This window comes from Allobosea sp. Root483D1, from assembly GCF_001429505.1.
Lineage (GTDB): Bacteria > Pseudomonadota > Alphaproteobacteria > Rhizobiales > Beijerinckiaceae > Allobosea.
Genome location: NZ_LMJW01000022.1, coordinates 637,426 through 664,095 on the forward strand (window position 1 = coordinate 637,426; position 26,670 = coordinate 664,095).

Consider the following 26,670-nt stretch of genomic DNA (forward strand, 5'->3'; position numbering starts at 1 on the left):
GTTAGCGCCGATCCTGGCCTGTGGCCGCGAGAATCCGCTCGGCCATGGTCCGCGAGCCGACTTCGGAGAACGCGCCTTCGTGACCTTCGCCGTTTACGGCGAAGCAGGGCGTGTCCGGCGCCAGATGATCCCCCCAGCCCAGTGTGGCGTCCGGGGGCCAGCCGGGTGGGATCGCACCGCTCCGAAAGATCAGGACTTGCCCGTCATAGCGCGGCAGCGTGTAGCGCTGGACCAGAGCCTCGAGCTCGTCGGTCGTCCGCCAGAAATCGGCCTCGTCGGCCGCCTCCTCGGCTGGGCGCCAGAAGATCAGGCGCTTCGCTTGCCGGACGGCGGCGGTCGATTGCAGCCAGAACGACATCCGCGTCACGAAGCTGCGCGGGCCGGCCTGCCAGAACCGCCGGGCGAAGCGGCCAGCTCGTTTCAGCCTGAAGCGCAGGCGCGCGGTATAGGGTTGCCGCAGGAAATAGCCGGGGGCCCAGCAATCGATCAGCACCACCAGATCTACCCGCCTGCCGCTCGCTTCCAGCTGTCTTGCGACTTCCAGGGTGATCACGCCGGAGCGACAGAAGCCGGCGAGCCGATAGCCGCCATCCGGCCGGGTCGCGACGATCGCCTCGCAATAGGCCGCCGCGAGCTGCTCGATCGAGCTCGGCGCAGCCTCGTTCACCAGCGGGTCGAGCAGTTGCAGCGCGGCGAAAGGCTGGTCGGGGCCGAGCTCCTGCGATAGCGGCCGGTACAGACGCAGATTATGGGCGGTGTGGTTGAGCGCGAACAAGGTCGGCTGCGTGCCGGTCTTTTGCAACCAGGTCCGGCGCAGCGCCGACGTGTCGATCACCGGCGGCAGCGCCGGAGTGGCCGGCAGCCAGAGCGGGGACGCGATCGGCAAGGAGGTCGGCGCCGGCCGCGGCAGGCGCGCGGTCGGGTCGGCGACGAGCGCCTCCGCCAGGTTCTCGAACTGCGCTGCCAGTTCGCTCGCGGTCGCTTCGTCATAGAGGTCGCGATGATACTCGCAGGTCAGGCGCCAGCCTTCCTCGCGTTCGACCAGGATGAAGTTGAGGTCGTAGAGCGCGCCCGGCAGGGGCGAGGGAATCCCCGAGAGCTGAAAGCTGTCATTGGCAAGCTCGCCGATGAAGGCGCGCTGGACGATGAAATTGATCGAGATCGGCGGCCGGCTGGCGTCGCCGCTGCTCGGCAGCAGCGTCACCAGCCTGTCGAATGGCCATTGATGATGATCGACGGCGTCCTCGAATGTATCGCGTGCGGCCTGGCACAGATCGAGGAAGCTCTGCTCGTCCGAGATTGCGGTGCGCAGCACGAGCGTGTTGACGAAGGGGCCGACCATCCCTTCCAGCTCGACATCGTCGCGGTTCGCCATCTGCGTGCTCAGCACAATGTCGGAGGCGCCGGTGCGTTGCCGAAGCAAGGTCAGGAGAACGGCGTAAGCCGCTGAAAAGAAAGTCGTCCCTTTCTTGCGCGCCAGATCGGCGAGCCCTGAGGTCAGGGGGCGGGGAAGCAGCCGCGAGAGCGAGGCGCCGCTCGTGCTGCGCATTGCGGGGCGCTGGCGGTCGGCCGGCACTTCGACGATCGGCAGATCGGCCAGCCTGTGCTGCCAATAGGCTTCCTCGCGCGCAAGCATACCGCCTTCCATGCCGTCATGGCTTCCCTCGGCGAAGTCGGAATATTGCAGGGGAAGCTCAGGGAGGACCGGTTCGCGCCCGCGGCCGAGCGCCTGATAGGCCGCGACGAAATCCTTGGCGATGATGCCCATCGACCAGCCATCGCTGACGATGTGGTGGGCGACGACGAGGATCACGGCCTCGGCACGGCTCTTTCGCAGCAGCGTCGCCCGCAGCAGCGGCGCTTCGGCGAGATCGAAGCGCGTGCACGCCTCGCTTTGGGCGATGCGATCGGCCTCCCGGGTCCGGTCCGCCTCGGGCAGGCCGGAGAGGTCGATCTCCGGCAGCTTGAACGAAACCTGCTCGGCGATCGCCTGGACGAGACGGCCGTCCTCCAGCCGGATCGCGGTCCGCAGGGATTCATGGCGATCCAGGATCGCTTGGAACGCCTCCTGCGCCAGCGAAGCGTCCAGGTGACCGCGGATTCGCCATTTGACGGCGATGTTGAGTACCGGCGTGCCGGGATCGATGGCGTCGACCGCCCAGTAGCGCTCCTGCGTCGACGAGCACCTGGCCGTCATCACGATGCGGTCTGGCTCGCGGAAATGCGCTTCCGGTTCGCGGGTGAACTGATTTGCCATGATCGTTCACCCTCTCTCGCGCTGCGAGACGGCGCTCGGCTCGCTCGGCTGCTGCGCGCCGTCGCGCGGGCGTCGCCATGGCCGCTTCCAGAACGTCGCGGCAGGGGCGGCGGCCTCGGCGACGGCCTCTTCGGGAAGCGCGGCCGCAACGGCGGCGATCGTCCGGTTCCGGAAGAAGTCGCGGGCGGCGAGCTTGAGGCCCTCGCGGCGGGCCCGGCTGGTGATCTGAAAGATGCTGAGGGAATCGGCGCCGAGATCGAACAGGTCGTCGTGGACATCGATATCCTCGCGGCGCAGCACCTCGCTCCAGATCCGGATCAGCGTCTCCTCGACAGGGGACCGTGGTGTCGCCGGGTCAGCCGTCTTGTCAGCTTTGGCCGCTGCGCTCTGGGCATCCGGCGCCGGCAGCGCGGCGCGGTCGAGCTTGCCGCTCGGGTTCAGCGGCAGGGCCGGCAGACCGACCCAGGCGGTCGGGACCATGTAGTCCGGCAGGTCCAGCGCCAACGCGGTCCGTAACTCGGCCGGCGCCGGGCTTTCCGAGCCTGTGACGTAATAGCAGACCAGCCGTGGCTCGCCCGGCACGTCCTCGCGCAGGATCACGGCCGAGACGATGCCGGCCTTGCGGGCGAGGACGGCCTCGATCTCGCCGGGCTCGATGCGGAAGCCGCGCAGCTTCACCTGATGGTCGAGCCGCCCGAGATGCAGGATGCGGCCATCGGGAAGGTATTTGGCGCGGTCGCCGGTGCGGTAGGCCTTCGCGCTCGTGCCGGGGTCAACCGGGTTGGCGATGAAGCTCTTCGCTGTGAGCCTGGGATTGTTGGCATAGCCGCGGGCCAGTCCGGAGCCGGCGATCAGGAGTTCGCCGGGAATGCCGACGCCGACGGGCTCGTTATTGCCGTCGACGATGTAGAACTGCGTGTTGGCGATCGGCAGACCGATCGTGACGACCTCGTCCTCGGGCTGGATGCGGGCGACCGAAGACCAGATCGTGGTCTCGGTCGGGCCGTACATGTTCCAGAGCTCGCCGCCGCCTTCGAGCAGCTTGCGGGCGAGATCGAGCGGCAGAGCTTCGCCGCCGCAGAGCATGCGGAACCCCGGCCGCGAACGGAAACCGGCTTCGAGCAACAGGCGCCAGGTCATCGGCGTCGCCTGCAGCACATTCGCGTCGCTCTGCTTCAGCCGCGCCAGCAATTCGGCACCGTCCTTCGTCTCGTCCGACGTGGCGATCACGACCCGGCCGCCTTGGACCACCGGCAGCAGCAATTCCAGCGCGGCGATGTCGAAGGTCACAGTCGTGACGGCGAGCATCGTGTCCGAGCTGGAAAAGCCGGGCTCGCGCGCCATCGCGAACAGGAGGTTGGACAGCCCGCCATGGCTGACCTCGACGCCCTTCGGCGCGCCGGTCGAGCCTGAGGTGTAGATCACATAGGCGAGGTGGTCGGGCGTCATCGTCGCCGTCCTGATCCCGGCGAGGTTCGCCGTGGTCTGGTCGACATCGACCAGCATGACGCGCTCGTCCGGCTCGACGGTGGCTGGGTCGATCGGACCCGCGGTCAGGAGGGCGACGGCCTCGGAATCGCGCAGGATGCGCTGGATGCGCGCCTTGGGCATCACGGGGTCGAGCGGCACATAGGGGAAGCCGGCCTTGAGCGCGCCCAGCATGCCGGCGACCAGCGCCGGCGAGCGTTCGATCAACAGGCCGATGCGGCTTTCCGCGGTGTCGACACGCGCCGTCAATTCGGCGGCGATCCGGTCGGCCCAGGCGTTGAGCGCGGTGTAGGAGAGCTGCTGGTCGCCGCATGACACGGCGATCGCCTCAGGCTGTTGCTGGACCTGGCGTTCGAAGGCCTGGATCGTGCCGTCGTCGCGCTGGAACGCGACCAGCGTGTCGTTGATCTCGGAGACGAGGCGCTGGCGCTCGTCGCCGTCGATGAGCGGCATCGCGGCGATGACAGTGTCTGGATTGGCGACGAAGGCGGCGAGCAGCGTCCGGTAATGGCCAAGCCAGCGGTCGATCGTCGCCGCATCGAAGAGATCGGCGCCGTAGCAGCAATCGATCCGCAAGCCCTCGTCGGATTCGCCGATGTTGAAATAGAGATCGAAGGTCGAGAAGGCCTTGGGGTTCGGCTCGGCGCTCGCCCTGATCCCAGAGCCGAAGTCGAGATTGCCGGCCAGCCGTTCGAGGTTGAACTGCACCTCGACGAGCGGCAGCCGCCCGGACACCGGCGGAACGCGCAGGCGCTTCAGCAGCGCGCCGAGCGTGAAGCTCTGATGGTCGTAGGCGTCGAGGACGACGCGCCCGACCTTCTCGAGATGGGCGGAGAACGGCTCGGCCGGATCGATGCCGCTGCGGATCGGCAGGAAATTGACGCAATGGCCGACGGGCGAGGGCCCCTCGAGCTGCGATTGCCCAGCAGAGGGAACGCCGATCACCAGATCGCGCTGGCCCGACAGCCGCAGCAGCAGCACCTGGAAGCTGGTGAAGAGCGTTGCGAACAATGTCCGCCGGCGTTGCGCGCCCGCCGCCTTCACCTGGCGATAGAGCTCGGCCTCGATGAAGCTCGTGCGCGTGCCGCCATTGAAGCTGCGCGGCGCCTGCCGCGGCCGGTCGGTCGGCAATTCGAGCGGGGCCGGCAGTTCCGCGAACATTCGGGCCCAGTAGGCTGCGGCGTCTTCGGTGCGCGGGCCCTGGCGGGTTTCGGCTGCGTAGTCCGCGAAGGGCATCGCTGCCGGTAGTGCGCCAACGCCGGAGCGGTAGGCCGTGGCGATCTCGTCGAGCAGGATATTGGTCGACCAGCCGTCGCAGACGATGTGATGGGCCGAGAGGATGAGTATATGTTTCTGTTCGCCGATCCGAATGATCTCGGCTTCCGCGACCGGACCTTGCACAAGGTCGTAAGGCCGGTTCGCATAGGCCTCGATCAGGGCCTGCAAGGCTGCTTGCGGGTCCGGTTCGCCGCGCAGGTCGCTGATCGCGACCGGGAAGGCCCCCGATGGCGAAATCTGCATCGCCTCGCCATCCGCGGAGAAGCGCGCATGCAGGATCGCGTGCCTCGCCGCGACCTGCCTTACGGTCTCGGCGAGACGCAGCGCATCGATATCGCCGTCGAGCGTCAGGCTGACGGATTCGTTGAAGGCGGCGCTGGCCTCGGGCCCGGTCTGGTCCGACAGCCAGATTTCGGCCTGGGCTTCGGTCAGTGGAAGCTCGATCTCCGCCGAAACGACAGGAGTATCCGGCGGGAGGCTCTCGGCAGCCGTTCCAGGCAGCATCCCGTCCCGGCGCATCAGGTCGAGGCTGTCCTCGAAAGCGGCGATGATCGCCGCGATCTCGGCATCGCCATGCTGGGTCGTCAGGAAGCAGGGATAGTGCTCCTGGATGAAGATGCCGCGGGCGCGCAGGTGGTAGTGCAGCAGGCTGCCGAGCCGATGATCGCGCGCCGGCTCGAAATAGGCGACGCTGCCATAGCTCTCGATCGGGACGTCCCAGCCGACCTTGGCGAAGGCGCGCCGCAGTCCGTCGACGAGGCCTTGCATCCGCTGTGTCAGCGCCTCGGTCAGCGCCGGTCCTTTCTCCTTGACGTGCCTGAGGACCGCGACCGTCGCCGCCAGCGCCAGCGGATGCCTGACGAAGGTCCCGGCGAAGAAGGTGACGCCGACCTCGGGCACGCTGTCGTCGCCGAAGCGCCAGGCGCCGCCGTCGAGCGCGTCCATGAAGCGCGGCGTGCCTGCCAAGAGGCCGACGGGCAGGCCGCCGCCGACGACCTTGCCGTAGGTCGCGAGGTCCGGCTTGATGCCGAGCAGGGCCTGCACGCCTGCGGGGTGGACGCGGAAGCCGGTGACGACCTCGTCGAGGACCAGCGCCGTTCCGGCCTGTTCGGTGATCGTGCGCAGCTCCTTGAGGAAGGCGACAGGCAGATAGCCCGGACGGCGGCTCTGCACCGGTTCGACCAGAACGGCGGCGAGCTCATGCGCATGCTCGCGCAGCCAGGCGAGGCTCTCGTCCGTGCCGTAGTCCAGGATGGTCATGCGCCCGACAGCCTCCGCCGGAATGCCGGGAGCTGCGGGCACGGAGCGGTGCTGCTCGCCGACGCCGCGGACCAGGACCTCGTCGAACTGACCGTGATAAGCACCTGAGAAAGCTACGATCTTGTCACGACCAGTGACGGTGCGGGCGACGCGCATCGCCGCCATCACCGCTTCTGAGCCGGTGTTGCAGAAGGCGACGCGGGCATGGCCGGTCAGTTCGCAGAAGAGCTGCGAGGCCTCGTGCGCAAGCGGCGATTGCGGCCCGATGGCGAAGCCCTCCGCCAGCTGGCTCTGAACCGCTTCGACGACGAAATCGGGTGCATGGCCGAAGGCGGTCTGGCCGTAGCCGTTGACGAGGTCGACATAGGCGTTGCCGTCGACATCCCAGATCCGGGCGCCTTTCGCCCGTGCGGAAACGATCGGGTAGACCATCTCCTTCCAGTCGGCCGCGAAGCCGGAGACGGTGCGCGGGTCGGCTAGGACCGGGCGGTGCTGGTCGGCAAGCCGCTTCGAGGTCGCGGTCCTGCCGACATAGAGCTTGGTCAGCCGGGCGATATGCGCGCGCTGGTCGTCGGTGAGCGCTTCGTTTCCCGTTCGGATCAACGGCTTGAATCGTGCCGTCGAACCTGCAGCGGTGCTGCTCGCCGCACCCTGGGGGGCAGGCGCTGGCCGAGGCTGGACAGCCGCCGGCGCGAGCTGCGGCGCCGGCATTGCGGTCTCGATGACCGGCGCAGCCGCCTGGCCGCTCAAGGTCTGGAGCTGGCGCTCCATCAGGCGCGACATCACGTCGAGCTGCTCGCGCATCAGTGCGTCCAGCCCCGAGCCGGCCGGCCGCTGGGCCACGACGGTGGAGGCGGGGGAGACGGGAAGGGCGGGAGGAGGCGCAGCCGGCGCGGCGGCTTGCACAATGGCGGCCGGCTTTGCCATCTCCTGCGGCCGAAGCTCGGCGATATGGCGCGTCACGTCGTCGACGCTGGGCAGATCGTCGAGCAGCTGGCGGAAGCGGATCTGGACGCCGAAGGCCGTCTGCAGGCCCTGCGCGGCCTGCGTCAGCAGGAGCGAGTCGAAGCCGAGCTCGAGGAAGCTTGCGCCGGTCTCGTCCGCACCGAAAGGGCGTCCGGACAGGTTCTCGAAGATCGCCGCGACCCGGCCGCCGAGCTCCGAACGGCCCAGAGGGATGTCGGTGTCAGCTTGGGGAGCCATGGCCGGTTCCTGCTCGGGTTGAGTGGGCAGAGGTTGAACGAGGGAGGCCGCGGGTACGGCCGATATGGTGGAGTCGGAGACGGCGGGCGCTTCGACCCAGTGCCGGCTGCGTTCGAACGGATAGGTCGGGAGCGAGACGCGCCCCGGCCTGCCGCCGGCCTGATAGGCGGGCCAGTCGGGCGCGATGCCGGTGGTCCAGAGGCGGCCGAGCGCTGCGGCGAGCATGCCTTCGGCATCGCCCTGCGCATCGGGCAGGCAGGAAATGGCGGCCCGGCCCGCGCCAGCGCCTTGCAACGCGAAACTGGCCAGCGCGGCGCCGGGTCCCACTTCGAGCAGGATGGGCGAGAGGCCGCGTGCCAGGGTCGCGATGCCGTCGGCAAAGCGCACGGGCTCGCGCGCATGCCGCGCCCAATAGGAAGGATCGGTCGTCTGTGCCGCGCTGACCCAGTCGCCGGTCACGCCGGAGATGTAGGGCAGCTCCGGTGCCTGCAGGCGAATGGCCGCGACCGCTTCGGTGAAGGGCGCGATCAAAGGGTCGATCATGGCGGAGTGGAAGGCGTGCGAGGTCTGCAGGCGGCGATGCGTCACTCCGCGCCGCGCCAGCTCGGTTTCCAGCGCTTCGACCGCTTCGAACGGCCCGGCCAGCACGCTCATGCCGGGCGCGTTGACCGCCGCAACGCCGACGCCGTCCTGCGCCAGTGCAACGATCTCGGCATCGGGCAGGCGCACCGCCAGCATGGCGCCGCCGGGCAGCTCCTGCATCATCCGGCCCCGTTTGGCGACCAGCGAGAGCGCATCTTCCAGCGAGAAGACCCCGGCGAGACAGGCGGCGGCGAACTCGCCGACGCTGTGGCCGATCATGGCGGAGGGCTGCAGGCCCCAGCTCATCAGCAGCTGTGCCAGCGCGTATTCGACCGTGAAGATCGCCGGCTGGGCGAGCAGCGTCGCCGAAAGCCGCTCCGGATCGCCGCCATTGCTCGGATAAAGCACACTGCGCAGGTCGAGCCCGAGCTCGGGCTTCAGCAATTCGCAGCAAAGATCGACCGTCCGGCGGAAGACCGGTTCGCCCGCATAGAGCTCCCGCGCCATCTGGGGATATTGCGAGCCTTGTCCGGGGAACATGAAGACGAGATCGCCGGCGCCGGTCACCGCGGTGGTGCGTTCGACGTTCTGCTTGCGCAAGGCCACCGCTGCCTCGGCATGATCGCCGGCGACCACGGCGAGACGGTGCGGGAAGGGCCGTCGCCCCGCCTGCAAGGTGAAGGCGATGTCACTGAGGGTCTGCCCGGGCTGGGTTTCGAGATGCTGCGCGAGCCGATCCCGCGCCTCGCCGAGCGCCGCTGCGCTGCGGGCCGAGAGCGTCAGGACCTGGTTGCGACGCGCGGGCGCCTGCGCTTCGCTTGCGGGGGCTTCTTCCAGCACGAGGTGGACATTGGTTCCACCGAACCCGAAGGCGCTGACGCCGGCCCGGCGCAGCGCGTCCCGTCCGGGCCATTCCTGCCTGTGGTCGGCGATGAAGAACGGGCTGCTCGGCAGCTCGAGCGCGGGATTCGGCTGCGTGACGTGCAGGCTCGCCGGCAGTATCCCGCTCTTCACCGCGAGCGAGGCCTTGATCAGTCCGGTGACACCGGCTGCGGCGTCGAGATGGCCGATATTGGATTTGACCGAGCCGAGCGCGCAGAAGCCGCGGTCCTCCGTGGTCAGGCGGAAGGCGGCGGTCAGGCCGGCGACCTCGATCGGGTCGCCCATCGGCGTGCCGGTGCCGTGGCATTCGACATAGCCGATCGAGCGTGCATCGACGTCGGCGGCGGCCTGGGCCATGGCGATCGCCGCGGCCTGGCCGTCGACGCTGGGTGCGGTATAGCCGATCTTGCCGGCGCCATCATTGTTGACGCCGACACCGCGGATGACGGCGTAGATCTGGTCGCGATCGGCAACGGCATCCTCCAGCCGCTTCAGGACGACAAGGCCCGCGCCGCTGCCGAAGATCGTACCGTTGGCGCCGGCGTCGAAGGCGCGGCAATGGCCGTCGGTCGAGACGATGCCGCCCTCCTGGGCGAGATAGCCGCGCTGCTGCGGGAACGTGATCGAGACGCCGCCGGCCAAGGCCATGTCGCAGCCATGGCAGAGCAGGTTCTGCACGGCCTGGGCGACGGCGAGCAGCGAGGTCGAGCAGGCGGACTGGACGGCAACGCAGGGTCCGGTCAGGCCGAGCTTGTAGCCGATGCGCGTCGCGGTGAAATCGGCGGCGGAGCCGACCAGCAGCGGCAGGTTGCCGACCTGGAAGCCCGAGGTGTACTCGGCGATGGCCGCGCGGTCGTGCAGCAGGTTCTGCAGCAAATAGGTGCTGGAGGTGGCGCCGGCGAAAACGCCGATGCATTGGCCGGGCGCGGCAGGATCGTAGCCGGCATCCTCGAGCGCTTCCCAGGCGCATTCCAGCAGCAGGCGCTGTTGGGGGTCGGTGAGCGCCGCCTCGCGCGGCAGCATGCCGAAGAAGGGCGCATCGAACAGATCGACGCCGTCGAGAACGGGCCGCATCGGAACGAAGTTCGGGAGCGCGCGGGTCGCCGCGTCGAAGCTGTCCTCGAGCTCGGCGAGGTCGAACCTCCTGATCGATTCCACGCCGTCCAGCAGGTTTCGCCAGAACGCACCGACGCTCGCTGCGCCGGGAAAGCGGCCGGACATGCCGATGATCGCGACGGCGCGTTCGGGAAGGGGGTCAGTCATGAGAGCCGCCTATCGACGCGCTTTCGGGGAAGGATGCAGGGAGGCCGCGTGAGCGCAGGCCGCGCTCGCGCGCCGCGGCGAGGCTGCCGAGCGCGCCGGGCTTCTGCGGCGTCAGGTGGCCGGCCAGCGCCCGCACATTCGGGTAGCGGTAGAGGTCGACCAAGGCGAACCAGGGCAGGTCCCGCACGAGGCACCGATGCAGTTCGGCGACGAGCAGTGAATTGCCGCCGAGATCGAAGAGATTGTCGTCGATGCCGACGATGTCGATCTGGAAGATTTCGGCGACGGCCTCCGCGAACCGCCGTTCCAGCGCGCTGCGCGGGGCAGCATAGGGCGCGGCGGTCTCCGGCCGTGCCCGGCCGGGCGCCGGTAGCGCGGCGCGGTCGAGCTTGCCGTTCACGGTCAGCGGGAGGGCGGGCACGAAGACGAAGGCCGCCGGCACCATGTGCTCCGGCAGGGTCTCGCCGAGATGGGCTTTCAGCGCCGCAGGCGAGGGGCGCTCAGTGCCATCAGCCACCAGATAGCCGACGAGCCGCTCGTGCCCGCCATCGGAGCGGAGCAGCACCGCGGCCTGCCTGACCCCGGGATGGGCCATCAGCGCCGTCTCGATCTCGCCGAGTTCGACGCGGAAGCCCCTGATCTTCACCTGCTGGTCGGCCCGCCCGAGATATTCGTAATCGTCATCGTCGACCTGGCGGGCGAGGTCGCCCGAGCGGTAGAGCCGGGCGCCGGGCTCGTCCGGGTGCGCCACGAAGCGTGCGGCGTTGAGCTCGGGCCGGTTCAGATAGCCACGGGCGAGCCCGGCTCCCGCGACGAAGATCTCGCCGATCTCGCCTCGCGCCACAGGGCGCATGGTTTCGCCATCGAGCAGCAGGAGCTTTAGGTCGGGGATCGGCCGCCCGATAAGGCTCGAACGCTGTTCGGTCTGCACAGGAGAGAGGGGACGATAGGTGACGTGCACCGTCGTTTCCGTGATCCCGTACATGTTGACGAGATGCGCATGCTCGCCGCGGCGCTGGTACCAGCCGGCGAGGCGGCGCGGGTCTAGCGCCTCGCCGCCGAAGATCACGAGCCGCAACGAAAGCCGGTCGCGGCCGCCGCGGTCGTGGTCGGCACGATCGAGGGCGGCGAAGGCGGAGGGTGTCTGGTTGAGCACCGTGACGCCCTCGTCGGCGAGCAGGCGCAAAAAAGCAGCGGGGTCTCGCGTGGTGCTCTCCGGCACCATCACGAGACGCCCGCCGTGGAGGAGCGCGCCCCAGATTTCCCAGACCGAGAAGTCGAACGAGACGGAATGGAACAAGGTCCAGACATCGCTGGACCTGAAGCCGAACCAGGCTTGCGTCGCGCTGAACAGCCGCGTCACCGCGGCATGCTCGATGGCGACGCCTTTCGGCTTTCCGGTGGAGCCGGAGGTGTAGATCACATAGGCGAGGTCGCCGGCCGCCGCCGTGCGGCGGGCTTGCGAGCCATGGGCCGCCTCGGCCACTCCGGGCTGATGCGGATCGAGCCGCTGCCGGCCGGCTGGCAGCCAGTCGGCATGATCGGAGGCGATGATGATCGAGGCGTCGGCATCCTCGACCATGAAAGCGAGCCGCTCACCCGGATAGGCCGGGTCGAGAGGCAGATAGGCGGCGCCGCTCTTCAGGATCGCGACCAGCGCGACGATCAGGTCGGGCGAGCGCTGCAGGCACAGTCCGACGATCGCGCCGGGACCGGCGCCCATCGCGGCCAGCCGCTCGGCCAGCCTTTCGGCGCGCTCGTCGAGCTCGGCATAGGAGAGGTGGGCCGGTCCCAGGGACAGCGCGACGGCGCGCGGTCGGGCGGCGACCTGCGCGGCGAAGAGATCGACCAGGGTCGCCGGCGCGGATGGCGCGGATCGCGGCGCCTCTCGCTCGGTGGCTGGTTGGCGGGCGGCTCCGGCGAGTTCGGGAGCGGCGGACGCCCGGGGCCGGCGACGACGCGGTGCCTGGCGGGCAACTTTCCTGTCGATGGTCTGTGTCATGCAGGGAAGGCTATGCGCCAAGCCCTCGCGACAAAATTGGAGCAGTTGGAGTAACGCCATCTCTCCAGAATTACCGCGCGCCGCGCGCGGATGACGTAAGGTCGCTGCGCTCAGCCAAGCGAGGCATGCCCGAAAGGGTTGTAGATGGAGGTGGAGCGCGGTGTGCGGGGCTTAAGGCCTCAGCCGGAAGTAGAGCCCTGAATAGGTCTCGACATGGCATTCGGGCTGGAATGGCACGTCGAGGCTGCGTGGCTTCTCCCAGGAATCCACGAGCTCATAGCCGAGCGCGACCAGGCCATCGATGAAACCGGAGCGCGCCGGAATGCTGTAGGGGCAGAACGAGACCTGCCCGGTGCGGGTGATCACGGATTGGATCGTCACGAAGGAGTGCCGCGCGTGGAGCGGCCGGCGCTGGACGATCAGGTGCCGCGGCCGTTTCCGCCAGGCACTCAGGCGTTCGTGCAGGTAGGTCTCGGGCAGATACTGCAGCGAGCCTGCCGCGAGCAGGATGTCCATGCCGCTGCCGTCATCGACCGTGTTGGTGAAGCGCAGGCACGGCGTGGGCTGCTGCGCAGCGAGCGCCTGCCCGGCCCGGGTGATGTGCGGGAGGTCGAAGACGGCCCAGCGGAACGCGTCCGGGAAAGCGAGGTAGCGATCGTACTGTCGGAAGGCGTGCCCGACATAGCCGCCGAGGTCGAGCAGCGACAGGGCGCCATCGTCGAGCGCGCGGCGCAGCCAGAACAGGACCGGATATTCGGTCGCCGGCATCGGCTCGATCCCGCCGGCCAGGGTGGTGTAGTGGTCGATGTCCGCCATCGCGTCATGGTCGAAGCCGGAAAGGCCGGTCGGCAGCGCGCGCTCGGCAGCGTCGAAGCTGGCATATCTGCCGCTGTAGCCGCAGTGATACTTGCCCGCGCGAAAGCGGGCCTCGTAGAGCCTCTGGCGCAATTGGGCGATGCCCGGCCAGCTGGCCGAGGCCGTGTGGGCTGTCAGGCGCAGGCTCTGTTTCCATATGGCCATGGCCGACATCCGCTCAGGCCTCGCCGGTGCGTTTCGCCTCGGGGCGAGCCCCGGGCTTCAACGGGGGTGCTTTGCCCGGCCGCGAGATCTCGGCCGGGCCGGAGGCTTCCGGCCGCGGCGCGAGCCCCAGCAGCCTGGCAGCGGGTTCAGCGAACAGCACGGCAAGGACGAGCAGCAGCAAGGCCAGCGTCGCTCGCAAGCGGGTGGGGGCTGACACCCCGTGTGCGGGAGACGTCGGGGGGTGAGACATCGGCGCCTCATGCGGGGCAGGGCGCGGCGGCATCCGCCGGGCAGGCGCACCGAACACCGCCTTGGTCAGCTCCGCGCCGCCGTCGTCGATCGCGAGCCAGTGTTTCGCGAAGGCGGAATGCCGGACCGCCGGGAGCGACGGGGCGGTACGGGCGGTGCTGCCATCGTCCCGGCTGTGCTTCTCAGAGCTGGACAAGGATCCCTCCGTTTTGGCCGATGGAGCGCCTTCGCTCCTCGTTCGGCCGGTTCCGGGCATCGCCTTCAGATCTGCTGCCGTATCTCGTCGATGCGAATGACGTCGTCCTCGCCGAGATAGCTGCCGTTCTGGACTTCGATCAGTTCGAGCGGCTCGGAGCCGCTGTTCTCGAGCTGGTGCACCGCTCCGAGCGGGATGAAGATATGGTCGTTCTTGCCGAAGTGGCCGACGGCCTCGTCGACCGTCACGGTGGCGGTGCCGCGCACGACCACCCAATGTTCCGAGCGGAAACGGTGCTTCTGCAGCAGCAAGCGTCCCTTGGGCGCGACGATCATGCGCTTGACCTGGAAGCCGTCGCCGGCATCGACGATCTGGTAGGAGCCCCAGGAGCAGTGGACGCTCGCATGCGTCTCGGCCTGGCTGCAGCCCTTGCTGCGCAGGAGCTCGACGACCTGCTTGACCTCGCCGGCACGATTGCGGTCGGCGACCAGCACCGCGTCGCGGTTCGCGACCACGATCAGGTCCTCGACGCCGAGGACGGAGGTCATCGGCCCGTCGGTCGAGACCAGGCAATTGTGCGCGTCGACCAGCTCGACATTGCCGCGGCGGGCATTGCCGCTGCCGTCATGGTCGCTCAGCGCCCAGAGCGCATCCCAGCTGCCGATATCGGACCAGCCGCACGACATCGCGACGACGGCGGCCCGGTCGGTGCGCTCCATGACGGCGAAATCGATCGAGCGCTTCTGCGCCATGACGAATCCGTCCAGCGCCAGCGCGAAGGCGCCGGCCTCGTCGGTCCCGTTCGCGACGGCCGCTTCGACCGCGCTCACCGTTGCCGGTTCGAAGGTGCGGTATTCCTCGATCAGGCTTCGCGCGCTGAACAGGAAATTGCCGGAGTTCCACATCCAGCGTCGGCGCAGATATTCGGCGGCGCGGCGCCCGTCCGGCTTCTCGGTGAAGCGCTCGACATGCCGGGCCTCGCCTTCGAGCACCATCCCGGGCTCGATCCAGCCGTAGTCCGTGCAGGCATGTTGCGCAGCCACACCGAAGGTCACTAGGCGCCCGGCACGGGCGGCGGGAAGGCCGCTGACGACGGCGTGCCGGAAGGCCGCGCGGTTGGTGACGATATGGTCGGAAGCGACGACGAGGACGGTGCTGTCCGCCTGCCGACCTTCCGCGATCAGGCAGCCGGCGAGGATGGCGGGGCCGGAATCGCGCCGGTCGGGCTCGAGCACGATCTCGGCCTCGGCGCCGATCTCCGCCAGCTGCCGCTCGGCCAGGACGCGGTGGTTGCGGTTGGTCAGGACGAGCGGCGGCTCGAACAGCTTGTGACGCAGGCGCAGGACGGTGTCCTGGAAGGTCGAGCGCTCGCCGAGCAGCATGGCGAACTGCTTGGGCAGGGAGTTGCGCGAGGTCGGCCACAGCCGCGTCCCGGCGCCGCCGCACATGATGATCGGGCGTATCTTCGCAGGCATGTCGACCCTCTCGGCGTGAGCTGCAACGGGATCACTGCTGGCTGGCGAGACCCGTGAGTTGGCGCCTCGGTGTCTTTGCCTCGTCCCCGGAAAGCCCGCCCTCGATCGGCCGGGCTTTCGGAGCGACCTGGACGATGTCGCCCGGTTGCAGGGTGGTTTCGAATTTCGCCTGGAGCGTCACCGGCGTGAGGCCGGCCTGCCGCGTGATCCTGATGTCCCAATCCGCCGCCGCGCCGGAGCCCTCGCTCGCCACCACCCGGCGGCGCCGGCTTTCGGCGATCTCGCGGGCAGTCGGCAGGCTGCGCTCGACCTCGAGGATCTTCTGCCGGGTGTCCTGCAGCTCGAGCACGACACGGCGCATGTAGGTGGTGTCGAGCTCACGCAGCCGCAGCGTCAGCTCGCCGAGCGCCGTCTCGCTCTTGGCCAGCTCCGCCCGCAGGCGCGCCGCTTCGCCCTGCGTGCGGGTATAGTCGCGCTCGCGTTCGACCTGGACGGTGCGTAAGCCATGGCCGGTCGTCGCCAGCTTGTTGTATTCGCTCGATTGCTCGCGCGTCAGCTCGACCTGCCGCTCGACCAGTCGGGCTTGCTCGGTCAGGGCGGCCTTTTCGGAGGCGAGCCGGGCGACCTGCTGGCTCAGCAAGTCGCGCTCGCCCTCGCGCGCCCGGCGCTGGAAGTCGAGGATCTCCTGTTCGCCGGCCAGAATTTGGACGCTGCCTGCGCTTCTTGCATCAGCCACGAGCTGCTTGACGCCGTCGCGTTCGGCTTCGAGGCGCTGGCGGCGCGCCGTCAGCGTCTGGAGCGAGGCAGTGAGCAACTGCTCGCGCTCGTCGGCGAGCAGGAGCTCGGATTTGAGGACGGCGATCGACTCGTCGCCCACCCGATAGCCGCCGGCCAGTGCGACCGCCGCGAGGACGTTGAGCCCGTGCCGGAAGGGATAGGTCCCCGGCGAGCGCACCTCGCCCATGATGTAGACCGGCTTCAGCTCCGCGACCCGCAGGCTGACCACGGCATCACGCAGATAGCCGTCCATCAGCGCGCTGCGGATGCGGGCTTCCGCTTCCGGCGCCGAGAGCCCGGCGATCCTGATCCGCCCGGCCAGCGGCATGTTGACCGCGCCCGAGCCGTCCAGGACGAAATCGCCGGAAAGGTCGGTCTGGCCGAAGACCGAGATTGTGACCTTGTCGCCGATCGAGAGCGTGTCGGCGGCCTCGCGGTCCGCGGCCGACGCCGTCGCGATCAGGACGAGTACCGAGGCGATCAGTGCCAGGACGAGCGGCCAGAGCCGACGGCTTCGCGATCGATCAGCGTGCGCCGATGTTCCAAAGGTGAGGTGAGGGGTCCAGGAGTGAATTGACGCGTCCAAGGCTAGCTCCGACCGTCCTGCCCAAAGCATGGCGCTGCGATGCGGGCAGGATGTCAGGACCGGCTGCGTTTTCCGCTTCGGCATTCGGGCCAAGGCGCGTCGCCACCGGATTAATCCCATAGTGGAGCGCGGAGGCCGTGGTCGCACCGGGACGCCATTTTGCGCCGCGTGGGAAGTAGCCCTTCCTTGTTGCCGCCGGGGCGCTCACCTCCCAAAGCGTCCTTTGAGAACGCGGCGCTTGCAGCAAAGCTTTGGCTCCCTCCCGTGCCCGATCCGGCGGAGCTCAGACATGCAGAAGCGTATCCTCGTCACAGGCGGCGCCGGCTTCGTCGGCTGTCATCTCTGCGAGCGCCTGGTCGCCGAAGGGCATCAGGTCCTGGCGGTCGACAACTACTATACGGGGCGGCGCGAGAATCTGAGCGCGCTGCAGGGCCAGTCCAATTTCGAGGTGCTGCGGCACGATGTGACCTTCCCGCTCTATCTGGAGGTCGACGAGATCTACAATCTCGCCTGTCCGGCCTCGCCGGTGCACTACCAGCGCGATCCGGTGCAGACGACGAAGACCAGCGTGCTCGGCGCGATCAACATGCTGGGCATGGCCAAGCGGCTCGGCATCCCGATCCTGCAGGCTTCGACCAGCGAGATCTACGGCGACCCGGACGTGCATCCGCAGGTCGAGAGCTACCGTGGGCTCGTCAGCATCAGCGGGCCGCGCGCGTGCTACGATGAAGGCAAGCGCTGCGCCGAGACGCTCTTCTACGATTACAAGCGGCGGCATGGTGTCGAGATCCGCATCGCGCGCATCTTCAACACCTACGGGCCGCGCATGAACCTCGAGGATGGCCGCGTCGTCTCGAACTTCATCGTCCAGGCGCTGCGCAACGAGCCGATCACGCTCTACGGCGATGGCCGCCAGACGCGCGCCTTCTGCTTCGTCGATGATCTGGTCGAGGGGCTGATGCGCCTGATGAACGTGACCCAGCCGCTGGACGGGGCGGTCAATCTCGGCAATCCGGTCGAGACCTCCATGGCCGAGATCGCCGAGCTGATCGTCACGCTGACGGGCTCGCGCTCGCAGGTCGTCTACCGGCCGCTGCCCCAGGACGATCCGCGTCAGCGTTGCCCCGACATCACCAGGGCGCAGGAACTGCTGCACTGGGCGCCGAAGGTGCCCTTGCAGGAAGGGCTCGAGCGGACGATCGCCTATTTCGACGGTGTGCTGTCGGCGATGCACGATCCCGTGCGGCGGGTCGAGGTCGCGAGGGCGAGCTGATGACGCCCGCGGACCCGCTTCCCCGCGCGCGCATCATGGGCGTGAACGTCAGCGCCATCACCATGGCGGACGCCTTGCGCACGGTCGAGGACTGGATCGGCCGGAGGGCACGCAACTATGTCTGCATCACCGGCGTCCACGGCGTGATCGAGAGCCAGTCGGATCCCAGGCTCATGGCGATCCATGAGCGCGCTGGAATGGCGACTCCCGACGGCATGCCCTTGGTCTGGATGGCCCGCAAGCTCGGCCATGGCCGTACCGAGCGGGTCTACGGACCGGAGCTGATGCTGCGCCTCACGGAGCTATCGGCCGAGAAGGGCTACCGCCAATATTACTTCGGTGGTGCGCCCGGCCTCGCCGAGCGCCTGCGCGAGCGTCTCACCGCGCGCTTTCCGGGGCTCGCCGTGGCCGGCACGTTCTCGCCGCCATTCCGGCCCTCGTCGGCGCTGGAGGACGAGGAGATCGTGCACATGATCAACGCGGCCCGGCCCGACATCGTCTGGGTCGGGCTCAGCACGCCGAAGCAGGAATACTGGATGGCGGGGCATCTCGACCGGATCGAGGCGCCGGTGATGATCGGCGTCGGCGCCGCCTTCGATTTCCTCGCCGGCACCAAGCGCCAGGCCCCGGCCTGGATGCAGAAGCGCGGTCTCGAATGGCTGTTCAGACTGCTGTCGGAGCCGCGGCGGCTCTGGCGCCGCTATGGCAAGATCGTGCCGCAGTTCATGGTCGGCGCCAGCCTGCAGCTGCTCCGGCAGAAGACTGCGCTCGCGGTTGCTCCGAAAAGGCAGGTCTAACCCCAAGAGATAGATCGTCTCAAAGGGGGTATAGTTCGGTTTAACCACCTGATTTAAAAAGATAAAAACGCTATCACGGAGTTCCATTCTTCAGTGGAGCGAAGTAATGTCCAGGAAATCTGTGCTGGTTACGGGCGCTGGCGGCTTTATCGGCTTCCATCTTGTGAATTATCTCAAGGATCGAGGCTATTGGGTCCGAGGAGTCGACATCAAGGACCCAGAATACCAAGCCAGCTCGGCGGATGAATTCCGCATTCTGGACCTGCGCGAGATGGACGATTGTCGCGAGGCCGTCCACGGCATGGACGAGGTCTACAACCTCGCCGCGGATATGGGCGGCATCGGCTACATCTCCGGCGCACACGCCTCGATCACCTACAACAACACGATGATCAGCGCGCAGATGCTGAAGGCGGCCCATGACGCCAAGGTCCAGCGCTTCCTGTTCTCCTCCTCGGCCTGTGTCTATCCGCAGTTTCTCCAGGATGTGCCCTCGGTCGTGCCGCTGAAGGAGGACGATGCCTTCCCCGCCGATCCCGAGCCGGGATACGGGCTGGAGAAGCTCTATACCGAGAAGCTGTGCGAGTATTTCACCGAGGATTACGGCTTCCAGACCCGGCTGGTCCGCTTCCACAATGTCTATGGGCCGCTCGGCACCTGGGACGGCGGCAAGGAGAAGGCGCCGGCTGCCATCTGTCGCAAGGTCGCGCTGGCGAAATCGGGTGAGGCGATCGAGGTCTGGGGCGACGGCAAGCAGACCCGCTCCTTCATGTACATCGACGATTGCGTCGAAGGCATCTACCGCATCATGCGCTCGGATTATGCCAAGCCGCTCAATCTCGGCACCGACGAGCTGGTCGACGTCAGCGGGCTGGTCGACATCATCGCCGGGATCGCCGGCAAGACCATCCAGAAGCGCTTCAACACCAATCGCCCGCAGGGCGTCCGCGGTCGCAACAGCGACAACAACCGGCTGCGCGACGTGCTCGGCTGGGAGCCCTCGATCCATCTCGGCCAGGGGCTGATCCCGACCTATGCCTGGATCGCCGGCGAGGCGAAGGCGAGGGCCGAGCGCGAGGCGATGATCGAGACGATTCCCACGATCGCGGCGCAGTAGCGCGTCCGCTCTTTCATGCAGCCGAGCGAGACCGCGGGAGTTTGCCATGCCGGATGTCATCACGACTGTCGTGCCCGCCTCGATCGGTATGGCAACGCCGGGCCGGCTGCCCGGCGCCAATGTCACTCCGACGATGCGGCGGCGAGTTGTCGCCGCATCGCTAATGCTCGGAGACCTCGTCACCTTGACGATCGTCGCTGGCGTCCTGCAGCTCGGCGCCGTCATCGCGGCCTCCGATACCGACACCAACATGGCGGGCCTGGTCCTGGTCTGGGCAGCGGCCCTGTGTGGTGCCCTGGGCGGCTTCGGGCTCTACGGTTCGGAGCGGGCCGAACCGGTCGACCGTCTGCGCCGGCGCACGCTCGGCAATGTCGCCGCGGCAGCCGTGGTGCTCGTCTGGCTGCTGGTCGATGATCCGTCCAATCACCTCTGGGGCTTCGTGATCGCTGGCGCGGGCCTGACGGTCATGCTCGGCTATTATGTCGAGGCGCTGATCCGCGGCTCGCTGCTGCGGCGCGACCTGTGGACCGCGCCGACCGTGCTCTATGGCACGATGCAGGCATGCCTCGCTTTGGCGCGCGATCTGGCCTCGCGGCCGGAGCTCGGCCTGAAGCCGGTCGCCATCCTCACCGACGACGAGGGCGATGCGCTCTCCGATGCTTTGGAGAGGTGCGACCTGCCGGTGATCACCCGCGGCCAGGCCAACATCATCTCGCCGGGGATCGAGGTCGCCCTGTGCGCCTCGGGCGATCTCCATGTCGAGAAGGCGGATTGGCTTGCCCGCCTGCCAGTGCGCCAGATCTTCGTCGTCCACGACGCCTCGACGCTCCAGGTCCTCAATCCGCAGCTGCGGGCGATGGGCGGGCTGCTCGGGCTCGAACTGCGCAGCGCCATCCACAGGCCGAGCAATCTGCGCCTGAAACGAGTGCTCGATCTGATTGTCGCGCTTCCGGTCGCCCTTGCGGCCCTGCCGGTGGTCGCGGTGCTCGCGCTTGCGGTGAAGGCGGTCGACAACGGGCCCGCCTTCTACGCCCAGCCGCGGATCGGCCGGAACGGCCACGTCTTCAAGGTCTACAAGCTGCGCAGCATGTATGCCGATGCCGAGGCACGGCTCGCCGCGCATCTGGAGGCCGACGGCGCGGCGCGGCAGGAATGGGAGCGCTTCTTCAAGCTGTCGAACGATCCGCGGATCCTGCCGAAGATCGGGCAGTTCATCCGCAGCTCCAGCCTCGACGAGCTGCCGCAGCTCTGGAACGTCCTGCGCGGCGATATGAGCATCGTCGGGCCGCGGCCGTTCCCGGCCTATCACAATCAATGCTTCGACACCGCTTTCCAGGCTCTGCGGACCAGCGTGCCGCCCGGCCTGACCGGCCTCTGGCAGGTGACGGATCGCAGCGACGGCGACCTCGCCGTCCAGAAGCGGCAGGACAGCTTCTACATCCACAACTGGTCGTTCTGGCTCGACTTCTACGTCCTGCTGCAAACCGTCCCTGCCGTTCTCCACGGCCGGGGCGCGAAATAGCGCGCAGGCGACTTCCGCTCGAGCTGGCCGTCCGCGCAGCGCCGGCCAGCCTCGATCGACATCTCGGCTCAAATCAGCAGGCGAGGCACGGGACCATGGATCTCTTCAGCGACATGCGAAGCCACCGTCCTCCTGCGACGCTCGCGAAGCATTACGATGCGGTGACCTTCGATTTCCTCTCCATGCTCTGGCGGCGGCGGCTGTTGATCCTCGCCGTGACCTGCGCAACGGCGCTGGCGGCCGGGCTCTATTTGACGGTCACGCCCCAGCGCTACACTGCCGATCTGGTCCTGCAGTTCGACTTCACGCGCGAGGACAGCGGCGGGGGCGGCAAGGCGAGCAGCGTCGCGCTCGATGCCTCGACGCTGGTGGAGAGCGAGGCGCGGATCATCCGCTCGCTCGCCACGGCTCGTGCGGTCGCCTCGCGCCTCGGTCTCGACCAGACTGCGCCGAGCCATCCCTCGGGAATCTCCGGCCTGTTCACGGGGGCAGCCGAACTGATCTTCCCGTCCTCGGTGCGACACACGCTGCGCAACCTTGCCGGCTTCGGCAGCGGATCGGCCGAGCCGACTGCGCGCGACATCGCCGCCCAGCAACTGCTCGGCGCGCTCGGCGTCAGCAACGACACCAAGGCCTATCTGGTGACGCTGACCTATCGCGATCCCGACCCCGACCGTGCGGCGTTGATCGTCAACGCCTTCGGCAACGAATATCTGCGCCGCAAGATGGAAGCGACCGCCAGCGCCTCGCAGCGTTCCAGCCAGTGGTATGGCGCGCAGGCCCAGGAGGCCCGCGCCAATCTGGGGAAGATCGATAAGGAGATCGAAGCCTTCCGGATGAGGACCGGCTTCGTCGAGCTCGGGCAGGACGGCGCCGATATGCAGCAGCAGCAGCTTCGCGACATGCTGACCCAGCTCAATACGGTGTCCGCCACACGGCTCGGGGAAGAGACCCGTCTGCAGCGCGCCCAGGTCTCCCTGGCCGCCGGCAACATCCCGCAGACCAACGATCTCGGCGGTTCGCCGGTGGTTCAGCAGCTTCTCGACGAAGAGGGCAAGGCGCGCCGGGCTCTCGACGAAATGGTCTCCGTCTCGGGCGAGCGTCATCCCGCCGTCCAGCGGCTGCGGCTGTCGCTCAGCGCCGTGCAGGAGCGGTTGCAGAAGCAACTGGCGCAATCCGTCGCCAATATCGAAACCGACGTCCAGGCCGCCCGCAACGCCGAGGCCGCACTGCGCGAACGCGTCGCGACGCTGCAGACCAAGTCGATCGAGGCGAGGGGGCTGGAGGGCCAGCTGCGTACCCTGCAGGCCGAAGCGACGGCGGCGCGCGACCGCCTGAAGCAGCTCTCAGACGCCCATCAGCAGGCCAGCGCCGTGAGCGAGCTGCGGCCGATCATCGCCCAGATCGTCGCGCCTGCCGATATCCCCTCGCTGCCGAGCTCGATCAAGCCGTCCCTGGTGCTCGGCCTTGCCACGATCGGCGGGCTGATGGCCGGGGCCGGGCTCTCCTATCTGCTGGAAAAACGGGATCGCGGATTCCGCAGCGAGAACGAGTTCGCCGCGGAGACACGGACCAACTGCGTCGGGCTTCTTCCGAATCTGGAGCACTACCCCGGCGGGCTGGAGAGCCTGGTCTTCGCCGAGGCGGTGCGCTCGATGGTGGCCGAGCTGTTCCCGTCGAGCAATCCGCCCAAATTCGTGCTGATCACCTCGTCGGCGCCCGGAGAAGGCAAGTCCTTCGTCGCCTCCGCCATGGCGCGCGTGCTGGCGATGATGGGCCAGCGGGTGCTGGTGGTGGACGGCTCGCCCCGGCGCCTGCTGCTGGGCCAGAATTTCCCGCACGAGGCGCTGCTCGACCAGTGCCTGCCGCAGGTCGGCGACTCCGGCGGTCCGGGTACGAGCCCGGTCGCCACGGTTCGGCGCGCCTCCGGCCTGCGCGACAGCCAGAACGTCTATTCGAACCCGGCTTTCGAGGCGATGCTGCGCGAGGCGCGGGCGCGCTACGACGTCATCCTGTTCGAGGTGGCGCCCGTGCTGCTCTCGGCCGACAGCGCCCTGCTGCGCGAGCACGCCGATACGGTGCTGCACGTCGTCAGGTGGAACGACACGCTGAAGAGCACGGTCTCCGCGACGCTCGACCACCTCGCCAGGCTGGGGCTGGACGTCGCCGGCGTCGTGCTCAACGGCGTCGACCTCGAGGAGCAGGGCCGCTACGAGGTCTCCGACCGTGGCCGCGTCTATCGCAACTACAAGTCCTTCTATCAGGCCTCGGCATGAGCAGTCGCTTGCATCGCTATGCCGCGCTGCTGGCGGCCCCGGATCTCGGCGCGCCGTCGCCGTCGCCGCCAAGCGGCGGGTTCGGCTGCCAGGCGTGCGGCTCGCCCGCCGTCCACCTGCCGAGCGATCTGTCGGCCGACGGGCTCGTCATCTGCGATGGCTGCCAGCGCCCGGTCGCGACCCTGGCCGCCTTCCGGGCCTATGTCGATCGGCTGGCTGCGAGCGCCCAGTTTTGCGACCATCACCTGACGGTCTGCCACTCCGATTCGGAGGCCGGATTCGATCAGACCGTGTCGAGCTGACCGGAAAACCAACCTCTGGTTTCAGGATTGAGGCCGTTCAGTGATTCGATTCGCGGCGCGAACGGGTAGATTTGGCTGACGCCGCCGTTCCATCAACAGGGCCAGCGGTGCCGCGAGCAAGAAGCAATCCATTGATATATTACGTCAAAAAAAGACGATTAGTCCGTTTGGACTAATCCTTCCGAGTACACGTTCCGGACGTTGGGTAGAATCGAATCACGGGGGAGGGGTATTTAGGGCTCGATCACTTTGAGTGTTCCAGCCAAAAACGGAGCCCCTTTATGGCCACAATTTACGTCTCGGCAACTGGAAACGATAACAATACAGGATTAGATGAAGCGTCATCTTTCCAAACCCTGGAGCGGGCGATCCAAGCCATGCACCAGAGCGGTGGTGCCGATACGGTCTACCTCGGTGGTGGTACCTACTATGCGCCCAACTCCCTGCAACTGACCTCCGCCGATTCGGGTTCGTCTTTCGTGGCGATGTCCGGAGAGAAGGTCGTCATCAGCGGCGGCACGCCGGTGGGCGGCTGGACCCAAGGCGCCGACGGCATCTGGACGGCCCATGTCGATGCCGATCAGGTTCAGCAGCTCACCGTCAACGGCGTGCAGCAGACCCAAAGCCGTTTTCCCGATGTCGATCCGAACGACCCGGTCAAGGGCGGCTGGCTCTGGGGGCAGGATCTGCCGAGTGGGCACGACCCTCAGAAGTCGATGGCATTCGATCCGTCTGACTTTCCGGCGGGCCACGCTCCGCAGGTCGGCCAGACGATCACCGTCTTCTCGGAAAACGGCTATGCCAGCGACAAGCTGACCATCGGCTCGATCCAGGGCAACGTGGCCACCTTCACCTCGGAAGCCAATTACGATCTCGGCCCGGCCAGCCGCTTCTACATTTCGGAGGCCAAGCCGGACAATGTCGGCGAATGGTCCTACGACAACGCGACGCAGACCGTCCGCTACAAGGCTCCCGAGGGCTTTACGGGCGAAGGCGCGGTCGTGTCGAACGACCACAGCCTGTTCGTCGTCGACGGCGCCAAGAATGTCAGCTTCAATGGGCTGACCTTCGCGGACACAGCGGCCAAGACGGGCGATCCCGAGACTGCGGCGATCGAGGCGCATGATGCGACCGGGCTGAAGGTGGAAGGCAACCACTTCCTCAATGTCGGCGTCGGCGTCGCGCTGCATGGCAGCAGCAGCGGGAACCTGATCTCGGACAACAGGTTCGAGCACACCTGGTCGAGCGCCATCGCGCTGACGCCGGGAACGAGCGGCAACCAGATCTCGAACAATGTCATCGACCGTTCGAACGAAACCTTCGTTCAGCATGGCTCGATCTCCATGGAGGAGTCGGCGCGCAACCAGATCGATCACAACACGATCACCAACGTGCCGCGCTTCGGCATCGCGGAGATCAACTACGATCCGGGCAACCCGTCGGGCGGCAACACCATCGAGTACAACGATATCCGCCATTCCGGGCAGCAGACGCCGGATGTCGGCGCCATCTACCTGTTCTCGGCCGATGACACCGGGGCGGCGGGGGACATCATCCGCTACAACCACATCGTCGACACCGGCGGCCTGAACACGACGGACGGTGGCTTCGCGGAGAACTGGAGCTCCGGCATCTATCTCGACAACATGGCGAGCAATGCCCAGATCTACGGCAACTTCGTCCAGGGGACGACGTTCAGCGGCATCCTCATCCATGGCGGGTCGAACAACCAGATCCACGACAACACGCTGCTGGACAACGGCAAGTACGGCATCTCGACGATCGTTGCCGACGATCATCCGATCGCGGGCAACCAGACCTACCAGAACTTCATCGAAGTCTCGGGGGATGGAAGCAACACGATCGATACCGATCAGACCGATCCGCGCCTGATCCACGACAACGTCTACTACAACCCCAATGGCGGAGAGTTGACGGTCGCCGATCTCTCGCTGGCAGGCTTCCAGCAGCGTGGCGGCGACACCGGTAGTGTCATGACCAACCAAGCCGGCTTCGCCGACGCTGCGGGCGGAGACTACAGCTTCGTCTCCGGGTCGGTGGCCCAGGGGCACGGTGTCGAGTCGGCGCCGTTCGGCTCGATCGGATCTTCCCTGACCGGCACGTTGCCTGACGTCGACACCCCTGTGACGCCTCCGGTCACCGCCGAGCCGGAAACGCCCGTGACGCCGCCGGTCACCACCGAGCCGGAAACGCCTGTGACGCCTCCGGTCACGGCAGAACCGGAAACGCCCGTGACGCCTCCGGTCACGGCAGAGCCAGAAACGCCCGTGACGCCTCCGATCACCGCGGAGCCGGAAACGCCGCCGACCGACATCCCGGTCTCGAATCCTGGTGAGAACCCGGACGTGATCACGATCCCCGAGGTCCCGTCACTGCCGGAGACCGAGCCGGATACGCCTTCGAATCCGGGCCAGGGCTCGGGCTGGGGCGGCCACCATTGGGGCGGTCACGGCGGCGGTCGCAACGACTGGTTCCAGGACATCTGGGCGCGGCGTGACGACGATGACGATCGGAGCGGCGGTCGCAACGGGTCGCGAGATAGTCAGCGAGACAGCGTAGCCGCCGCTGACGACACCGGCAGCCAGGTGGGTGGGCGTGGCAACCAGTGGCGCCATGACGACGGCGACAACGACCACCATAACCAGCTCTCGCACTGGCACTGGTAGCCGTCAGCCGCTGCCTCGAGAGGCGGAAACCGTCTCTCACCCTTAGCACCGAGACCGTGTGACCGATCGGCTTGCGGCACAAGCCGATCGGAACGGGCTCGGAGGNGGTCAGTCGCGTCGCGTCTCGAACCCCTCTCACGATCGACGCGCACGACGCCTGTCCTCCCGCCAGTCGCGA

Annotated in this window: 14 protein-coding genes; 7 read left to right on the forward strand and 7 right to left on the reverse strand. The window is 67.6% G+C overall.

Going from position 1 to position 26,670, the window contains the following annotated elements; all coding sequences use genetic code 11:
* Position 1: 1 nt before the first annotated feature.
* The 7 genes from ASE66_RS25765 to ASE66_RS25795 form a co-directional block, all read right to left on the reverse strand.
* Entirely contained in the window at positions 2-2,257 is a 2,256-nt protein-coding gene (locus ASE66_RS25765; protein ID WP_057192578.1) for a condensation domain-containing protein, read from the reverse strand.
* Positions 2,258-2,263: 6 nt separating this feature from the next.
* Positions 2,264-10,213, reverse strand: a complete 7,950-nt coding sequence (locus ASE66_RS25770) for a hybrid non-ribosomal peptide synthetase/type I polyketide synthase (protein ID WP_057192579.1) — start codon at positions 10,211-10,213, stop codon at positions 2,264-2,266.
* Positions 10,206-12,215 carry an amino acid adenylation domain-containing protein gene (locus ASE66_RS25775; RefSeq protein WP_057192580.1) on the reverse strand — a complete coding sequence of 670 codons (2,010 nt, stop codon included), beginning with the start codon at positions 12,213-12,215 and terminating at the stop codon, positions 10,206-10,208. The genes ASE66_RS25770 and ASE66_RS25775 overlap by 8 nt, the downstream gene beginning before the upstream one ends.
* 171 nt (positions 12,216-12,386) lie before the next feature.
* Complete coding sequence (locus tag ASE66_RS25780; RefSeq protein WP_057192581.1) at positions 12,387-13,235, reverse strand: methyltransferase, TIGR04325 family; 849 nt, start codon at positions 13,233-13,235, stop codon at positions 12,387-12,389.
* A gap of 13 nt (positions 13,236-13,248) precedes the next feature.
* On the reverse strand, positions 13,249-13,680 hold the full coding sequence (locus ASE66_RS25785) for a hypothetical protein (RefSeq protein WP_057192582.1): 432 nt from the start codon (positions 13,678-13,680) through the stop codon (positions 13,249-13,251).
* 65 nt (positions 13,681-13,745) lie between these two features.
* A complete protein-coding gene (locus tag ASE66_RS25790; protein WP_057192583.1) occupies positions 13,746-15,155 on the reverse strand; it encodes a mannose-1-phosphate guanylyltransferase/mannose-6-phosphate isomerase in 1,410 nt (469 codons plus the stop codon).
* A 31-nt stretch (positions 15,156-15,186) separates the two neighbouring features.
* On the reverse strand, positions 15,187-16,518 hold the full coding sequence (locus tag ASE66_RS25795; protein ID WP_057192584.1) for a polysaccharide biosynthesis/export family protein: 1,332 nt from the start codon (positions 16,516-16,518) through the stop codon (positions 15,187-15,189).
* A 289-nt stretch (positions 16,519-16,807) separates the two neighbouring features.
* Here ASE66_RS25795 and ASE66_RS25800 point away from each other — a divergent pair, with 289 nt between their 5' ends.
* From ASE66_RS25800 to ASE66_RS25830, 7 genes are all read left to right on the forward strand, one after another.
* The gene (locus tag ASE66_RS25800; RefSeq protein WP_057192585.1) at positions 16,808-17,791 is read left to right on the forward strand and encodes a UDP-glucuronic acid decarboxylase family protein; all 984 of its coding nucleotides are present in this window, start codon (positions 16,808-16,810) and stop codon (positions 17,789-17,791) included.
* Positions 17,791-18,588, forward strand: a complete 798-nt coding sequence (locus ASE66_RS25805; RefSeq protein ID WP_057192586.1) for a WecB/TagA/CpsF family glycosyltransferase — start codon at positions 17,791-17,793, stop codon at positions 18,586-18,588. Before ASE66_RS25800 ends, ASE66_RS25805 begins: the two co-directional genes overlap by 1 nt.
* A gap of 106 nt (positions 18,589-18,694) precedes the next feature.
* Positions 18,695-19,705 carry an NAD-dependent epimerase/dehydratase family protein gene (locus ASE66_RS25810; RefSeq protein WP_057192587.1) on the forward strand — a complete coding sequence of 337 codons (1,011 nt, stop codon included), beginning with the start codon at positions 18,695-18,697 and terminating at the stop codon, positions 19,703-19,705.
* 46 nt (positions 19,706-19,751) lie between these two features.
* Positions 19,752-21,227 carry an exopolysaccharide biosynthesis polyprenyl glycosylphosphotransferase gene (locus tag ASE66_RS25815; protein ID WP_057192588.1) on the forward strand — a complete coding sequence of 492 codons (1,476 nt, stop codon included), beginning with the start codon at positions 19,752-19,754 and terminating at the stop codon, positions 21,225-21,227.
* 95 nt (positions 21,228-21,322) lie between these two features.
* On the forward strand, positions 21,323-23,503 hold the full coding sequence (locus ASE66_RS25820; protein ID WP_057192589.1) for a GumC family protein: 2,181 nt from the start codon (positions 21,323-21,325) through the stop codon (positions 23,501-23,503).
* Positions 23,504-23,511: 8 nt separating this feature from the next.
* Positions 23,512-23,805 carry a hypothetical protein gene (locus ASE66_RS25825; protein ID WP_200964642.1) on the forward strand — a complete coding sequence of 98 codons (294 nt, stop codon included), beginning with the start codon at positions 23,512-23,514 and terminating at the stop codon, positions 23,803-23,805.
* 281 nt (positions 23,806-24,086) lie between these two features.
* Positions 24,087-26,492: a right-handed parallel beta-helix repeat-containing protein gene (locus ASE66_RS25830; RefSeq protein WP_082613735.1), complete on the forward strand. Its 2,406-nt coding sequence runs from the start codon at positions 24,087-24,089 to the stop codon at positions 26,490-26,492.
* Positions 26,493-26,670: the final 178 nt, after the last annotated feature.

Coding starts and splice junctions, on each gene's coding strand:
- ASE66_RS25790 (WP_057192583.1), bottom strand. CDS start 15,155: ATGCCTGCGAAGATACGCCCGATCATCATGTGCGGCGGCGCCGGGACG.
- ASE66_RS25805 (WP_057192586.1), top strand. CDS start 17,791: ATGACGCCCGCGGACCCGCTTCCCCGCGCGCGCATCATGGGCGTGAAC.
- ASE66_RS25775 (WP_057192580.1), bottom strand. CDS start 12,215: ATGACACAGACCATCGACAGGAAAGTTGCCCGCCAGGCACCGCGTCGT.
- ASE66_RS25820 (WP_057192589.1), top strand. CDS start 21,323: ATGGATCTCTTCAGCGACATGCGAAGCCACCGTCCTCCTGCGACGCTC.
- ASE66_RS25780 (WP_057192581.1), bottom strand. CDS start 13,235: ATGGCCATATGGAAACAGAGCCTGCGCCTGACAGCCCACACGGCCTCG.
- ASE66_RS25815 (WP_057192588.1), top strand. CDS start 19,752: ATGCCGGATGTCATCACGACTGTCGTGCCCGCCTCGATCGGTATGGCA.
- ASE66_RS25810 (WP_057192587.1), top strand. CDS start 18,695: ATGTCCAGGAAATCTGTGCTGGTTACGGGCGCTGGCGGCTTTATCGGC.
- ASE66_RS25765 (WP_057192578.1), bottom strand. CDS start 2,257: ATGGCAAATCAGTTCACCCGCGAACCGGAAGCGCATTTCCGCGAGCCA.
- ASE66_RS25770 (WP_057192579.1), bottom strand. CDS start 10,213: ATGACTGACCCCCTTCCCGAACGCGCCGTCGCGATCATCGGCATGTCC.
- ASE66_RS25830 (WP_082613735.1), top strand. CDS start 24,087: ATGGCCACAATTTACGTCTCGGCAACTGGAAACGATAACAATACAGGA.
- ASE66_RS25800 (WP_057192585.1), top strand. CDS start 16,808: ATGCAGAAGCGTATCCTCGTCACAGGCGGCGCCGGCTTCGTCGGCTGT.